16 protein-coding genes are annotated in these 13,497 nt (G+C 58.5%); 12 read left to right on the top strand and 4 right to left on the bottom strand.

Annotated features, from left to right (window positions below):
* Nucleotides 1-99: 99 nt before the first annotated feature.
* The gene (locus tag USF70_RS14830) at nucleotides 100-1,515 is read right to left on the bottom strand and encodes a PLP-dependent aminotransferase family protein (protein WP_033144539.1); all 1,416 of its coding nucleotides are present in this window, start codon (nucleotides 1,513-1,515) and stop codon (nucleotides 100-102) included.
* A gap of 176 nt (nucleotides 1,516-1,691) precedes the next feature.
* Here USF70_RS14830 and USF70_RS14825 point away from each other — a divergent pair, with 176 nt between their 5' ends.
* Nucleotides 1,692-1,853 carry a DUF1127 domain-containing protein gene (locus tag USF70_RS14825; protein WP_032642726.1) on the top strand — a complete coding sequence of 54 codons (162 nt, stop codon included), beginning with the start codon at nucleotides 1,692-1,694 and terminating at the stop codon, nucleotides 1,851-1,853.
* Nucleotides 1,854-1,939: 86 nt separating this feature from the next.
* Here USF70_RS14825 and USF70_RS14820 read toward each other — a convergent pair whose 3' ends face one another.
* Nucleotides 1,940-3,328, bottom strand: coding sequence for a PLP-dependent aminotransferase family protein (locus USF70_RS14820; RefSeq protein WP_320735733.1), 1,389 nt, complete (start codon nucleotides 3,326-3,328; stop codon nucleotides 1,940-1,942).
* 102 nt (nucleotides 3,329-3,430) lie between these two features.
* Here USF70_RS14820 and USF70_RS14815 point away from each other — a divergent pair, with 102 nt between their 5' ends.
* A complete protein-coding gene (locus USF70_RS14815) occupies nucleotides 3,431-3,910 on the top strand; it encodes a carboxymuconolactone decarboxylase family protein (RefSeq protein ID WP_014882392.1) in 480 nt (159 codons plus the stop codon).
* Here USF70_RS14815 and USF70_RS14810 read toward each other — a convergent pair.
* The gene (locus tag USF70_RS14810) at nucleotides 3,897-4,799 is read right to left on the bottom strand and encodes a LysR family transcriptional regulator (RefSeq protein ID WP_221702827.1); all 903 of its coding nucleotides are present in this window, start codon (nucleotides 4,797-4,799) and stop codon (nucleotides 3,897-3,899) included. The two genes, USF70_RS14815 and USF70_RS14810, sit on opposite strands and share 14 nt — an antisense overlap.
* A 100-nt stretch (nucleotides 4,800-4,899) precedes the next feature.
* Here USF70_RS14810 and USF70_RS14805 point away from each other — a divergent pair, with 100 nt between their 5' ends.
* The 7 genes from USF70_RS14805 (at nucleotide 4,900) to USF70_RS14775 (ending at nucleotide 10,599) form a co-directional block, all read left to right on the top strand.
* Entirely contained in the window at nucleotides 4,900-6,315 is a 1,416-nt protein-coding gene (locus USF70_RS14805; RefSeq protein WP_320735732.1) for an aldehyde dehydrogenase family protein, read from the top strand.
* A 152-nt stretch (nucleotides 6,316-6,467) separates the two neighbouring features.
* Nucleotides 6,468-6,791 (top strand): antibiotic biosynthesis monooxygenase family protein, encoded by a 324-nt coding sequence (locus tag USF70_RS14800; protein WP_069303616.1) that lies wholly within the window; start codon nucleotides 6,468-6,470, stop codon nucleotides 6,789-6,791.
* Nucleotides 6,784-7,179: an amino acid-binding protein gene (locus USF70_RS14795; RefSeq protein ID WP_069303617.1), complete on the top strand. Its 396-nt coding sequence runs from the start codon at nucleotides 6,784-6,786 to the stop codon at nucleotides 7,177-7,179. The genes USF70_RS14800 and USF70_RS14795 overlap by 8 nt, the downstream gene beginning before the upstream one ends.
* Nucleotides 7,154-7,849: a winged helix-turn-helix domain-containing protein gene (locus USF70_RS14790; RefSeq protein ID WP_320710205.1), complete on the top strand. Its 696-nt coding sequence runs from the start codon at nucleotides 7,154-7,156 to the stop codon at nucleotides 7,847-7,849. Before USF70_RS14795 ends, USF70_RS14790 begins: the two co-directional genes overlap by 26 nt.
* Before the next feature lie 149 nt (nucleotides 7,850-7,998).
* Nucleotides 7,999-8,469 carry a MarR family winged helix-turn-helix transcriptional regulator gene (locus USF70_RS14785; RefSeq protein ID WP_094935516.1) on the top strand — a complete coding sequence of 157 codons (471 nt, stop codon included), beginning with the start codon at nucleotides 7,999-8,001 and terminating at the stop codon, nucleotides 8,467-8,469.
* Nucleotides 8,466-9,533 (top strand): HlyD family secretion protein, encoded by a 1,068-nt coding sequence (locus USF70_RS14780; protein ID WP_320710368.1) that lies wholly within the window; start codon nucleotides 8,466-8,468, stop codon nucleotides 9,531-9,533. Before USF70_RS14785 ends, USF70_RS14780 begins: the two co-directional genes overlap by 4 nt.
* Complete coding sequence (locus USF70_RS14775; RefSeq protein WP_023310256.1) at nucleotides 9,523-10,599, top strand: DUF2955 domain-containing protein; 1,077 nt, start codon at nucleotides 9,523-9,525, stop codon at nucleotides 10,597-10,599. The genes USF70_RS14780 and USF70_RS14775 overlap by 11 nt, the downstream gene beginning before the upstream one ends.
* Here the strand turns inward: USF70_RS14775 and USF70_RS14770 are convergent.
* On the bottom strand, nucleotides 10,596-11,867 hold the full coding sequence (locus tag USF70_RS14770) for a DUF445 domain-containing protein (protein WP_032660921.1): 1,272 nt from the start codon (nucleotides 11,865-11,867) through the stop codon (nucleotides 10,596-10,598). The two genes, USF70_RS14775 and USF70_RS14770, sit on opposite strands and share 4 nt — an antisense overlap.
* Before the next feature lie 246 nt (nucleotides 11,868-12,113).
* Between USF70_RS14770 and USF70_RS14765 the strand changes: the two genes are divergently transcribed.
* The 3 genes from USF70_RS14765 to tssD are packed head-to-tail and all read left to right on the top strand — an operon-like array spanning nucleotide 12,114 to nucleotide 13,480.
* Nucleotides 12,114-12,476 carry a tlde1 domain-containing protein gene (locus USF70_RS14765; RefSeq protein ID WP_039262252.1) on the top strand — a complete coding sequence of 121 codons (363 nt, stop codon included), beginning with the start codon at nucleotides 12,114-12,116 and terminating at the stop codon, nucleotides 12,474-12,476.
* Nucleotides 12,476-12,988: a hypothetical protein gene (locus USF70_RS14760; RefSeq protein WP_232938658.1), complete on the top strand. Its 513-nt coding sequence runs from the start codon at nucleotides 12,476-12,478 to the stop codon at nucleotides 12,986-12,988. Before USF70_RS14765 ends, USF70_RS14760 begins: the two co-directional genes overlap by 1 nt.
* The gene (gene tssD, locus USF70_RS14755; RefSeq protein WP_167818840.1) at nucleotides 12,989-13,480 is read left to right on the top strand and encodes a type VI secretion system tube protein TssD; all 492 of its coding nucleotides are present in this window, start codon (nucleotides 12,989-12,991) and stop codon (nucleotides 13,478-13,480) included.
* Nucleotides 13,481-13,497 lie beyond the last annotated feature (17 nt).

Genomic DNA, 13,497 nt, shown 5'->3' with positions numbered 1-13,497 from the left:
CCTGCCTGTTGCCCGGTGGCGCTGCGCTTACCGGGCCTACAGGATCGGTTTTCTCCCTCTCCCTGTGGGAGAGGGTCGGGGTGAGGGCATCAGGCCGCACTACTCCTCCATCGCAATCACAATCGCTTCACCCATCTTCTTCAACGCCTCGCGATTCTTCTCCGTCGGCGGCAGCGCCACGTTGATCCGCAGACAGTTGCGGTACTTCCCGGAGGCGGAAAACAGCGATCCGGCCGCGGCCTGGATCTTCAGCCGACACAGCTGCTTGCTGACGCACACCATATCGACCTTCTCCGGCAGCTCAATCCACAGCAGGAAGCTGCCCTGCGGGCGCGTGACGCAAATCTCTGCCGGAAAATACTGCCGCACCCAGCAGGTGTAGGTTTCCATATTCTGCTGATAAATCTGGCGCATACGGCGCACGTGGCGATGGTAATGGCCGTCGCGAATAAACGCCGCCACCGCCATCTGCGTACCCGGCACGTTAAACCCGCCTGCGGCGTATTTCATGTGCATCACCCGGTCGTAATAGCGCCCCGGCACAATCCAGCCGACGCGCAGGCCCGGCGCCACGGTTTTGGTAAACGAGCTGCAGAGGATCACGCGGCCGTCGATATCCATCGAATGAATGGTGCGCGGGCGCGGGTACTCCGCCGCCAGCTCGCCGTAAATGTCATCCTCCACGATCACGATATCGTGCCGCTGGGCCAGGGCTAAGACCTGCTTTTTCCGCGCTTCCGGCATGATAAACCCGAGCGGGTTATTGCAGTTGGGCACCAGAATCACGGCCTTGATCGGCCACTGCTCCAGCGCCAGCTCTAATGCCTCGATGCTGATCCCGGTCTCGGGATCGGTAGGAATTTCAATCGCCTTGATGTCAAATCCGCGCAGCATCTGCATGGTGCCATGAAACGACGGCGACTCCACCGCCACGATATCCCCCGGCTTGCACACCGAGAGCAGGGCAATCGACAGCGCGCCGTGGCAGCCGTTGGTGATGACAATCTCGTTCGCTGCCACGGTGGAGCCGCCGTCCAGCATCAGGCGGGCGATCTGCTCGCGCAGCTCCAGGCGGCCGTCGAGCACGTCATAGCTCAGCATCTCGGCAGGGTTGTGCTGCGCGATGCGGCTCATCTCGCGCCACAGGGGCTTCAGGCTCGGCTGGTTAATATCCGGCGAGCCGCCGCCGAAGGAGATCATCTCTTTATCGGCACGGGCGTCCAGCAGCATCATCACCTCATCCCACTGGGTGACGTCCACGGGGCGCTGCACCGGTCGCGTCATGGCCGGAACCGGCGGCTGGGCCTTGCGCTGCGAGACAAAATAGCCGGAGCGCGGCTGAGGGGTGATCAGCTGGAGGTTTTCGAGGATCTGATAGGCCTGCTGTATGGTGCTGATACTCACGCCGTGCTCCTGGCTCAGCGTGCGCACCGACGGCAGACGTTCGCCGCTGCGATACAGCCCTTGTTCAATGCGTTCTGCCAGAAGGTTGGCGAGATGTTGATAGCGCGTCATGCTGTATCCTTTGTTTTCACCATACAGATTGTAAAACCAGTACAGATTGCCGTAAAAATTGGCATGCAGATACTGTTTTAGCGGATCTGTATGTTAAACAAAAGCTGTTTTTGAGTCTGTATTGCACAGGCCAATTTCCAGGATGATAACCCCACTGGTACAGTGAGGAGAGCATCATGGAATTCTATGAGAACCGTTCAAAACGTCCGTTCGTCGTGTTTGTCTGGATCGGCAAAACGATCTGCAACTGGTATCGCATCAACCGTACCCGCCGCATCCTGAGCCAGATGAGCGACGAGCAGCTCAAGGATGTGGGGTTGTCGCGGCATGATGTGTGAGACACGTCATCGCCGGGTGGCGGCTGCGCCTTACCCGGCCTACTCGATCCCGTAGGCCCGGTAAGCGTAGCGCCACCGGGCGATTTTCAGCTCAACAGCGCAAGCGTCTGCCGCTTCGGCCTCTCCAGCAACGCCAGCGCCTCTTCATACGACCGCACGTTGTTATAGCCCATCACCAGCCCGTAGCGTTTGCCCGAGCCGCGATACCACTCCGAAAGCGCATTCACCTGCAGCTGCTGTTCCTGCCAGCAGCGCGCCACTTCCCGGTCACCGCTGCCTCTGGTCAGGAACGCCACGATATGCATCCCGCCGTCGTTTTGCTCGGTGAAAAACAGATCGCCATACACCTCGCGGAGAGCCGCAATCATCCAGTCGCGGCGGGTTTGATACAGCGCGCGCATCTTTTTCAGGTGACGGAAAAAATGCCCTTCGTTGAGAAACGCGGTGAGGATCTTTTGCGTCAACACCGGCTGGCCGCTGGTGGTAATGTCCGCGCAGTCGGTAAAGGCCCCGACGGTGCTGGCGGGCATCACCACGTAGCCCATGCGCAGCGACGGCATGATGGTTTTACTGAAGGTGCCCATAAAAATCACCCGATCGTGCCGATCGAGACTTTTCAGTGACGGCAGCACCTTGCGGGTGTAGTGAAATTCCCCGTCGTAATCGTCTTCGATAATCCACGCCTCGTTCTGGCTGGCCCAGTCGAGCAGCTGCTGCTTGCGCGGCAGCGAGAGGGTGACCGCCAGCGGGCTCTGGTGCGACGGGGTGACGATGGCAAAACGGGCGTCGCGATGGTGACGGAGCAGGTAGTCCGTATCGATGCCGCAGTGGTCGACCGGCACCGTGTGCAGGCGCGGCACGATCCGCTTGAGCAGCTGCTGGCCCATAAAATAGCCCGGATCTTCAAACACCACCTTGTCGCTGCGGCTGGCAAGGGTGTCGAGGATCAGCCGCAGGCTGCCGCTATAGCCGCTGGTGATCAGCACCTGTTCGGCGCTGCAGGACAGCCCGCGTGAGATATTAAGATAGCTGGCGATGGCCTGGCGCAGCGGATACCAGCCCAGAACGGGCGGGTTGAGCATCTCTTCCTGGCGCATGGAACGCGTCGCCTGACCTGCCAGCAGCAGCCATTTTTTATACGGAAAGCTGTCGAGGGCCGGGATGCCGGGGCGCAGAAACCCGGCCCGCTCGCGCTGGCTGATGAGCGATGCAGGTAGCGCTCCGGTGGGCTGTTCCGCAGGGGCACTCTTATCCGGCAACAGCAGATCCGGATTGACCCGCGTGCCGCGCGCGCCCTGGCTCACCAGATACCCTTCGCCCGTCAGAATGGCATACGCCGTTTCGACCGTTTTACGCGCCACCTTCAGCTCTTCCGCCAGCACGCGGATGGCAGGCACCTTATCGCCCGGCTTCAGCACGCCGCGCGTGATGTTGTCGCGATAGCGGGAATAAATCTCGTGATAGCCCGGCTTCATGTCCTACCTCGTTTCACGCTTTTTGTATCTTTTTACTATGTCATGAACGGCGTAGATTTGCCGCATAGCATGACATATGCCGCACAAAAAAGAGGAAAGACAATGAGCACTCGCGTTAACCACCACAAAGTTACACCCGCCCTCGCCAACGCGCTGTCTGCCCTGAGCATGGAGGTGGCAAAAACCTCCATCGACCCGGCGCTGAAGCACCTGATCGACATTCGCGTGTCGCAGCTGAACGGCTGTACCTTCTGCCTGGATATGCACTCGAAAGAGGCCAAAATTGCCGGCGAGCGCGAGCTGCGCCTGTACCATCTGGCGGCCTGGCGCGAGTCCCCGCTGTTCAGCGCCCGCGAGAAAGCCGCGCTGGCCTTCACCGAAGCGCTGACCCAGATTGGCGTTCACGGCGTGAGCGACGCGCTGTACCGCAGCGTGGCGGAGCACTTCTCGGACGTGGAGATTTCAGAGCTGAACTTCGCCATCGTGGCGATCAACGCCTGGAACCGTCTGGGGATCACCTCCCGCATGGCGCCGGGCTCGCTGGACGCGGCTTACGGGCTGAATAAGGCTAACCTGGAATAATCCCGCGCTCGCGGATCGTTGCCACCAGCGCCCGCAGGCCTGGCGGGACGTGGCGATGGCCGGGGTAGTACAGGCGCAGTCCGGCAAAGGGCTGCGCCCAGTCGTTTAGGACGCTCACCAGTTCTCCACGCTCCAGCTCTTCCCGGATATACAGCTCCGGCAAAAATCCCACCCCTAATCCCGCTTTTACCGCCCGGATCGAGGCAAAAAGATCGGACGTCGCAAAGCGCGGCGGCACGGCAAGGGCGTACGTTTCCCCCCGACGGGCCAGCTCCCAGCGGTAGATCCCGCCGTGGGCCATGCGCATGCCAATCCCCTGATGCGAAAGCAGATCGTCCGGCGTCTGCGGAATGCCGTGGCGTGCAAAATAGTCCGGCGTGGCGGTGACCAGCTGGCGGATCTCCCCGGTCAGCGGCACGGCGATCATGTCCTGCGGCACGGACTCTTCAAGGCGGATCCCCGCGTCATAGCCTTCCGCGACGATGTCGATCATTCGCGCTTCGCTGACGGTCTCTACGCGCATCTTCGGGTAGCGGATCATAAACTCGATCAGCAGCTGGTCCAGAAACAGGGCGCCGATATGGTTCGGCACGTTCAGACGCAGCGTGCCGGCGGGTTCCCCGGTGTCGCTGTGGATCTCCTCGCTGGCGAGACGGATCTCCTGCAGGGCCGGGCCGATACGTGCCACGTAGCGCTGTCCGGCGTCGGTGAGCGCCACGCTGCGGGTGGTGCGGTTAAAGAGGCGGGTATCAAGGCGGCTCTCCAGCCCGGCGATGGCGTTGCTGACCGCCGTGGCCGACATGCCCAGCTCCTGCGCGGCGGCGCGAAAGCTGCCGCGTCGCACGACCGCCATCACCACTTCCAGCTCTGTCAGACCTGAACGATGCATAGATTATCCTGAAAATCGAAACAACCCTTGCAGCATAGCGTGGATTATCGCAACGGAGAAGCCGTGACAGACTGTGCTCACACAGCCTGAGGAGGTTTATATGCACACCATCGAACAGATCTTTATTAACGGCGAATTTGTTACCCCGCACGGCAACGAGTGGTTTGATTTGTACAACCCGGCGACGGCGCAGGTCATCGGCCAGGTTCGTCTGGCGGATGAGATTGACGCGGAGCGCGCCGTTGCGGCGGCGAAAGCGGCGTTTCCGGCGTGGTCGCAGACCACAAAGCAGGAACGCCTCGCGGCGCTAAAACGTATGCACGCCGCCGTGGCCGCCCGTCACGACGATCTGCTGGAAGCGGTCATTGAAGAGTACGGCGCGCCCGCCTCGCGCTCTGCATGGATGGCCAGCTATCCGGCGGAGGTGATTGCTCAGGCCATTGAGGCGCTGGAGGCGTTTGAATTTATCACCCCCGCAGGCGCAGCGACGGTGCAGATGACGCCGCTTGGCGTGGCCGGGCTCATCACGCCGTGGAACAGCGACGCGGGGTTTATCTGCGGCAAGCTGGCGGCCGCGCTGGCTGCGGGCTGTACGGCAGTCATCAAGCCGAGCGAAATGAGCGCCCTGCAAACACACATCATCACCGAAGCGCTGCGCGATGCCGCGCTGCCGGCGGGCGTGTTTAACATCGTCACCGGACGCGGCGAAACCGTCGGTGAAACCATCAGCCGTCATCCCGACGTGGCAAAAATCTCGTTTACCGGCTCGACGAATACCGGCAAGGCGATCCTGCGCAACGCGGCGGAGAGCTTTAAGCGCGTTACCCTGGAATTAGGCGGTAAATCGCCGACGATCCTGCTGGATGATGTGGATCTGGCGCAGGCGATCCCGCTGGTGATTCAGGCCGGATTTATGAACAGCGGGCAGGCGTGCGTGGCCGGAACGCGCATTCTGGTGCCGCAGGCGCGCAAGGCGGAGATCGAAGCCGCATTGGCGCAGGCCGTGGCGGCGGTGAAATCGGGCGATCCGCGCGATAGCGCGACGGATGTCGGCCCGATGGTCAGCGAAAAGCAGTGGCAGCGGGTGCAGGGCTATATCCGTAAAGGAATCGAAGAGGGCGCGCGCCTGCTGGCGGGTGGTGAAGGGAGACCAGACGGCACGCGAGACGGCTGGTTTGTGCGCCCTACGCTGTTTGCCGACGTGAACAACCAGATGACGGTCGCCCGTGAGGAGATTTTCGGCCCGGTGCTGTGCGCGATCCCTTATCGTGACGAGGCGGAGGCTGTCGCCATTGCCAATGATACCGACTACGGACTGAGCGCGATGGTGCTGGGCGGCGATGCGAACCGCGCGCGACGCGTGGCGCAGCAGATTGTTTCCGGTCGCGTGCTGGTGAATACCCTTGCCCATGAGCCGAAGGCGCCGTTCGGCGGGTTTAAGCACTCCGGCGTGGGGCGCGAGATGGGCGAGTGGGGAATTCGGGCGTTTATGGAGCCGAAGTCGATTCTGAGCTAAAACCTGCCCGGTGGCGCTGCGCTTACCGGGCCTACAGGAGCCCACAGGCCGGATAAGCGCAGCGCCATCCGGCACAACATTTCGCTCTTTGCCGAAGCATCATTCCTCTCTACCCTGCATCCTCTCCCCGACATCACAACGGAGAGACCATCATGATTGCAGTCATTTTCGAAGCCAAAGCCGCGCCCGCCCATCAGGCGCGCTACCTGCAGCTCGCTGCCGAACTCAAACCTCTGCTGGCGGACATCGATGGCTTCATTGATATCGAACGTTTTCAGAGCCTGACGACCGACGGCAAAATCCTGTCCCTTTCCTGGTGGCGCGACGAAGAGGCCGTCCGCCGCTGGAAGCAGAACGTCTTCCATCAGGCGGCGCAGGCCGAAGGGCGGGAGTCGATTTTCGCGTACTACCGCATTCGAGTGGCGCAACTGGTGCGGGAGTACAGTTCCGAAACCGGAGGGCACACGGATGTATGACGTTCATGTGATTTTTAGCGACAGGCCCGGCGAGCTGGCGCGCTTTGGACAGCTGCTCGGGCGCAACGGCGTGGGGCTGGAGGGCGGAGGCGTATTTGGTACCGATGCCCATTTTCTGGTGGAAGACGGGGAAAAAGCGCGATGCGTGCTGCTCGACGCCGGGTTTACCGTGCAGGCGGTGCGTAAGCCGGTGATCCGGAAACTCAGGCAGGAGCGCCCCGGCGAGCTGGGTGAAATTGCGGCGGCGCTGGCTGCACGCGGCGTGTCTATCCTTACCCAGTACAGCGACCACGCGAATCACCTTATTCTGCTGACGGATGATGATAAGCTGGCCGCAGAGATCACCGAACCCTGGGCGACACATGTTAAAAACGAGCCTACCTCCTGATAACGGCGCGGCGCTGGAACAGGCCATTGCCGCGGTGGCTGCCGCAATGGCCGATCCGTCGCGTGTAAAGATGCTGTGCGCGCTGATGGACGGGCGGGCGTGGACTGCCACCGAGCTGAGCGCGGCGGCAGACGTTGCGCCGTCGACCGCCAGCGGCCATCTCGCCCGGCTGGTGGAAGGGCAATTGATTACCTGCCTGTCGCAGGGGCGGCACCGCTATTATCGTCTGGCGGGGCACGACGTGGCGGCGCTGGTCGAGCAGATGATGGGGCTCTCCTGGAGCCGCATCACCCCGCCTGAAACGACCGCGCCGAAAGCCATGCGCGAAGCCCGAACCTGCTACGACCATCTTGCCGGAACGGTTGCGGTGCAAATCTACGATTTTATGCAGGCGGAAGGCTGGCTGGAGGCAGACGGTTCAGCGCTCACGCCGTATGGCCGCGAGCAGTTCCTGACGCTCGGCGTTTCGTTAAGCGCTCACCCGCGGCGAAAAGCCTGCTGCGCCTGTCTGGACTGGAGCGAGCGGCGGTTTCATCTGGGCGGTGAGGCGGGCGCGGCGCTGCTCATTCATCTGGAAAGCAAAGGGTGGATCCAGCGGGTGGCGGGGTACAGGGAGGTGGTGGTGACGGCTTCGGGGAAAAGTGCCGTTCAGAGACTTTTTAGCCGCTAAACTCTGCTGCGGGCTGGTGCCCTCACCCCGACCCTCTCCCACGGGGAGAGGGAGAAAATCGTTTCGCAATTCCTGCTCTTTTACCTCTCGTTTCTTGATACTTACCCTGATAACTATTATCGTTACCGCGTGTGACGAGAGGTTTCCCCATGAGCGAAGAAGAACTGTTTAGCCGCAGGCCGATGGGCATGCGGATGGCGATGATCGTGCGCCAGTGGCGTGCGGTAATCGACGACGCCATTCTCGATACCGGGTTAACCCAGTCGAGCTGGACGGTGATGATGCAGCTTCATCAGCTCGGGGATAACGTCTCCGTGAGTGAGCTGGCGGAGGTGCAGGGCATTGAACTGCCGCCGCTGATGCGCACCCTGACACAGCTGGAAAAGCAGGGTTACCTGCTGCGCTCCGTATCGCCTTATGACAAGCGCATCCGGCTTCTGACGCTGACGCCTGAGGGAAAAGCCCTATTACAAAGGCTCACTCGGGTGATTGAGACCTATCAGGCGCGCGTATCGCAAAACATCGCGCCGGAACATATCGACATTTTCAGCGCCACCCTGAATCAATTCGCCTGCAATTTGCGGATAATCCGCGAAGAAGATAACAAGACCGAAAAATAATGACCCCTGAACAAAAGTTTGCCCGCTGGGTAAGGGTGAGTATTGCCTCTTTCCTGCTGATGTTTGTCTACTTTATCGTCGCGGATATCTGGATCCCGCTGACGCCGGACTCCACCGTGATGCGTGTGGTGACGCCGGTTTCTCCGCGCGTCTCCGGCTACGTGGCGGCGGTACATGTCCACAACAACAGCCAGGTGAAGAAAGGCGATCTGCTGTTTGAGCTCGACGACACGCCGTTTCGCAATAAAGTGGAAGCGGCGCAAATCGCGCTTGAGCAGGCACGCCTTTCCAACGACCAGCTGGATGCGCAGATCGCTGCCGCGCAGGCCAGCCTGAAAACCGCCGTGCTGACCGCGCGTAACGATAAAGTGACCTTCGATCGCTACCAGAAGCTGAGTACCCTGCAGAACGTCTCGCAGGCGGATCTGGATAAGGTCCGAACCACCTGGCAGAGCAGCGAGCAGTCCGTCAGCTCTATCCAGGCCAATATCCATAACCTGCGCATTCAGCGCGGCGAGCGGGACGAGCATCGCAACGTGACGCTGCAAAAATACCGTAACGCGCTGGATGAGGCGGAACTTAACCTCGGCTGGACGAAGGTCTATGCCCAGGCGGACGGCACGGTCAGTAACCTGCAGTTAAGCCCGGGCTTTTACGCTTCCTCGGGTTCAGCCGCGCTGGCGCTAGTGAACAACCAGACCGATATCGTCGCCGATTTTCGCGAAAAAAGCCTGCGCCATACCCATCAGGGCACCGATGCCGCCGTGGTGTTTGACGCCTTCCCGGGGTACGTTTTCCGCGCCCACGTGACCAGCAGCGACGCGGGGATACTGGCGGGTCAGGAGGCCGTGAACGGCCAGCTGTCCGAGCCGGAAACCTCCAACCGCTGGGTGCGCGATGCCCAACGCATGCGTATTCACGTCGCGCTGGACGAAGAATTGCCGAAGCATCTGCCGACCGGCGCGCGCGCCACCGTGCAGCTCTACAACAGCGAGGGGCCGTTTGCGCGCTTCTTCTCGGGGATGCAGATCCACCTGGTGAGCCTGCTTCACTATGTCTATTAGCACCCTGGCGCGGGTGTTTACCCCGCACGGCAACATCGTCTATACGGCAAACGACTTTCGCCAGACCCTGCGCATCGTCTTCGCCGGGATGATTGCGCTGAGCATCTCCAGCTTCTACAACACCAGCTACGGCGTATTTTTCGTAGTCTATCCGATCATGCTCCTGTCGCTGGTGCCGGTGTTTAACCGCCACGTGGCGAAGCAGTTTATCTTCAGCGCCGCGCTAAACTGCGTCGAAATGATCTTCATTATCGGCTATCTGTCGCAATGGCCGGTCATCATGACGCTGGTGGTGTTTGCCCTGTACGTGATGCGTTTTCGCTTTATGAGCAAGGGGCCGCTGTTCCTGTTTGGCTCAATGGGCGTGGTGTGCCAGAGCGTGATGCTCAACTTTATGAGCTACCCCACCACCAGCTGGCACACGCTGCTGTTTTCCAACATCGAAGCGAGCGTGATGGCGGTGTGCCTGAGCGCGCTGATGAACTATCTCCTGCCGGACGTGGAGCCCCGCAGGCCGCCGCCGCTGATTGAGAAAGACGATGCCCGCGTGCGCCACGAGTCGCTGCTCTCCGGCACCGTCGCGACGCTGATATTCGTGGTGTTTCAGATTAGCGACTTAAGCGATTCGCTTTCGGCGCTGATGGCGGGGATTTTGATCCTGTTCCCCATGCACTACCGCGGTTCGGTGATGAGCTCGATCTGGCGCGTGGTCGGCGTGGTGCTGGGCTGTCTCTATATTCTGGTGGTGCAGCTGATCCTCTACGATCACAGCAGCCATATGCTGCTGATGATGCCGCTGATTGGCCTCGGGCTGGCGTTTGGCGCGCGTCTGCACGTGATGGAAAAGGTGGGCGCGGGCGTGGGGTTCTCCAGCATCACGACCATCGGCATTATGTTCGGGCAGAACATGCACCCGGACACTGACCTGGTGTTCAGCGATCTCTACCGCATCACCTCCGTTACCTTTTCGCTGGTCGCAACGCTGACGATGGTCTTCCTGGTGCACCTGATCCTCAACCGCTTTGAGGCGACGCGCTACGTCATCGCGCCGCCCAAAGTAGATTAATGTCCCAGCACGGCAGGCAGCTGCGAGAGTAAAAACAGGATCAGGCCAATCGTCCCGCCGACCAGCGTGCCGTTGACGCGGATGAACTGCAGGTCTTTTCCGATATTGAGCTCAATCTGTCGGGACATGTCTTTGGCGTCCCAGCTTTTGACCGTGTCGCTGATGTGGCGCGTCAGAAACGCCGCGAAATCCGGTGCGAGGCGGTGCGCGGCCTGCTCCAGATGCTCGTTCAGCGACGCCCGCAGGCTGGCGTCGTTAGACAGCGTTTCGCCAAACCACAGCCCGGCGTTGGCGATGCGCTGCTTCACGCGCGAATCCTCGCTTTGCATATCCGCTTTCAGCCACTGGCGCAGGTCGGCCCACATCTCTCCCAGATAGCGGTTAAACGCCTCATCGTTTTTCAGGTAGTGCTTGATGTTGTCGGCTTTCGCCGCCATTTCCGGATCGTTTTTCAGGTTGTCGATAAGCTTCAGCGTGGCACGGTCGAACGCCTGGCGGATCTGGTGCGTGCGGTCGTGGCTGATATCGTCCAGCAGCGTGTTCACCGCGTTCGACACCATTTCCGCGCTTTGATCGCCCAGCCACTCGGTGGGCAGCACCATCGCTTTGCGCGGGTGTTCGGTCTTCAGCCAGTGGACAATCTGATCGGCAATAAAGTCCCGCGTGCTCTCCCGCTGAATCAGGGTAATCAGACGGTTGATGATCGCATCCAGCAGCACCTGGTGGCGGTTGTTTTTGGTCATGCTCTCCAGCATCACGGCGCTGGTTTCGGTGAAATCGACCTTGTCGATGGCCTTATGCACCGCCCGTTTGAGCAGGCGCTGAATGCGTCCATCGTCGGTGAGTTCGAGAAAACCGCTCATCACCTGCATCAAATGCAGCCCGACGCGCTGGGCGTTGTCCGGTTTGCTGAACCAGGCGCCGATCATCTGGGCAGGTTCATAGCGGCGGATGAGTGCCACCAGCGACTGGGTATCAAGAAACTTCTCCTGCACAAACTGGCCGAGATTGTCGCCGATCCGGTCTTTATTGCGCGGGATAATCGCCGTATGGCGCGAGATAAACGGAATGGGCACCCGGCGGAACAGCGCAACTACGGCAAACCAGTCTGCCAGCGCGCCGACCATCGCCGCCTCGGCAATGGCCTTCACGCCGCGCACCCAGAAGGTCTGCGGCAGGAACAGGGTGGTGATAAACGCCGCGGCGGCAACCAGCAGCAGCGACAGCGCCAGCAGCTTGGCGCGTTTGAGTTCAGCTATTTTTTCCATGGGGTAAGGATAGAGGGAAGTTCACCAAAAGTGCAAAACTGGTGTAAGAGGAGGTGGATGCATAATCTGAGCGAACAGACCGCTATTATATTAAAAAATATATGTATTAAAATTATCTATTATTCATTTTTATATATTTTTTGTGCTTGTCTATTCTCGGCAGTAAGTTTTTGTGATCTTCCTGGTAATTTCTATTTTCTTGTCCGTCATAAGATAAAGAACTATTTGTAAAAGGAGGTGGTATTAATGACATGGGAATATAAAGTATCGACAGGAGTATTGAGCCATAACGGTGAGTTTGTCGCTAACTGCTACAGCGGCGCTGGTGAATCGAAAGATAAACCCGAGTGTGAAAGTCAACGAAACAGAGGGCCCATCCCCAGAGGTATTTATTTTATTGCCGGATGGAATAATCATAAAAGTGCAGAGGCCATAATTCTTGAGCCTATAGCCGGAACCAATACCTTTGGTAGAGATCACTTTCAAATTCATGGTGATAAAAAAGGGCTGCCGCCAGGTACTGCGTCAGCAGGTTGCATCATTATGAACGGCCAGGACAAGCGCCATATAATTTATGATTCTGGTGACACAATACTGGTGGTACGATAATGAAATATATTATTGCGCTATTCTTTTTGTCCTTACCGATGGGCTTATTTGCCAAAAATCATACGCCTGAACAGATTTTACAAATGATAAACGACAAGGGGGCCAGCACTGTTGTTGGTGAAATGAACTCAAATGATAACGATGAGCCGGAATGGTGGAACCATATCATCCCGAAAATCAGGAGCGGAACACAAGCATGGTTAGCGGTGGCGAGTGCCCTTGAAACCGGAGTAGACGCCAGTACGGCTGAAGATTTAAAGGCGGCGCTTTCAGAAGCCATCCCGCATAACCCTGAGGGTGTCTTAGCAATATTAAAAGACGATAAACCGTTGCTCACTATTGAACAAGTCTGCGCTTTTGCTAATTTCCCTGAGACGGAAGCAGAGAGCAATAAGCTTTATGTAGATTCCATCAGGGAGATGTTTAAAATAAAAAGCCCTGAGGGTAAAAGATGTCTCGCCGTTATGATTGCCACCGTTGAACACTCTGTTCCATTCGATAAGGATATTTAAATGGCCATTCCGGGATATATGTCATTAACTGACGATGCGGGTAATATTATAAAAGGGAGCGTGAAAGTTACAGACCGTGAAAACCAAATTGAGGTTTTAGGACTCTATCATAACGTAAGCTATAATTCTGACCTGCATAATGGCAGAGTGTTGAGCAAACGCCAGCATCGCCCTTTTCTCATTGAAAAGGAAATTGATGCCTCCAGCGTTTATCTCTATAAAGCGCTCAGCACGGGCGGTACGCTCAGGAAAGCGACTATCGACCTTTACAGAATCAATGATGCCGGTCAGGAAGAAATCTATTTCACGATAACGCTGGAATCGGTAAAAGTCGTCACGCTGTTTTCATTAATGCATGACGTGAAAGAGACTTATCATGAAAAACAGGGGCATCTTGAGCTTGTTCTGCTTCGTTATGAAAAGATTACCTGGCATTATCGTGACGGTAACGTTATTCATTCGGATGACTGGGATTATCGGTTAGGGGCTTGATTAACCTGCTCCGGGAG

The sequence above is a fragment of the Enterobacter sp. 237C8 genome, from assembly GCF_034106865.1.
In the GTDB taxonomy this organism is placed as follows: Bacteria; Pseudomonadota; Gammaproteobacteria; order Enterobacterales; family Enterobacteriaceae; genus Enterobacter; species Enterobacter asburiae_B.
The sequence above is the reverse complement of the archived record's forward strand: the minus strand, read 5'-3'. Positions and strand labels throughout refer to the sequence as shown.

Excerpts from the sequence above, each read along its gene's own strand:
- USF70_RS14805 (WP_320735732.1), top strand. The coding sequence starts at position 4,900 with ATGCACACCATCGAACAGATCTTTATTAACGGCGAATTTGTTACCCCG.
- USF70_RS14820 (WP_320735733.1), bottom strand. The coding sequence starts at position 3,328 with ATGAAGCCGGGCTATCACGAGATTTATTCCCGCTATCGCGACAACATC.
- USF70_RS14810 (WP_221702827.1), bottom strand. The coding sequence starts at position 4,799 with ATGCATCGTTCAGGTCTGACAGAGCTGGAAGTGGTGATGGCGGTCGTG.
- USF70_RS14795 (WP_069303617.1), top strand. The coding sequence starts at position 6,784 with ATGTATGACGTTCATGTGATTTTTAGCGACAGGCCCGGCGAGCTGGCG.
- USF70_RS14815 (WP_014882392.1), top strand. The coding sequence starts at position 3,431 with ATGAGCACTCGCGTTAACCACCACAAAGTTACACCCGCCCTCGCCAAC.
- USF70_RS14825 (WP_032642726.1), top strand. The coding sequence starts at position 1,692 with ATGGAATTCTATGAGAACCGTTCAAAACGTCCGTTCGTCGTGTTTGTC.
- USF70_RS14770 (WP_032660921.1), bottom strand. The coding sequence starts at position 11,867 with ATGGAAAAAATAGCTGAACTCAAACGCGCCAAGCTGCTGGCGCTGTCG.
- USF70_RS14790 (WP_320710205.1), top strand. The coding sequence starts at position 7,154 with ATGTTAAAAACGAGCCTACCTCCTGATAACGGCGCGGCGCTGGAACAG.
- tssD (WP_167818840.1), top strand. The coding sequence starts at position 12,989 with ATGGCCATTCCGGGATATATGTCATTAACTGACGATGCGGGTAATATT.
- USF70_RS14800 (WP_069303616.1), top strand. The coding sequence starts at position 6,468 with ATGATTGCAGTCATTTTCGAAGCCAAAGCCGCGCCCGCCCATCAGGCG.
- USF70_RS14785 (WP_094935516.1), top strand. The coding sequence starts at position 7,999 with ATGAGCGAAGAAGAACTGTTTAGCCGCAGGCCGATGGGCATGCGGATG.
- USF70_RS14760 (WP_232938658.1), top strand. The coding sequence starts at position 12,476 with ATGAAATATATTATTGCGCTATTCTTTTTGTCCTTACCGATGGGCTTA.
- USF70_RS14765 (WP_039262252.1), top strand. The coding sequence starts at position 12,114 with ATGACATGGGAATATAAAGTATCGACAGGAGTATTGAGCCATAACGGT.
- USF70_RS14775 (WP_023310256.1), top strand. The coding sequence starts at position 9,523 with ATGTCTATTAGCACCCTGGCGCGGGTGTTTACCCCGCACGGCAACATC.
- USF70_RS14830 (WP_033144539.1), bottom strand. The coding sequence starts at position 1,515 with ATGACGCGCTATCAACATCTCGCCAACCTTCTGGCAGAACGCATTGAA.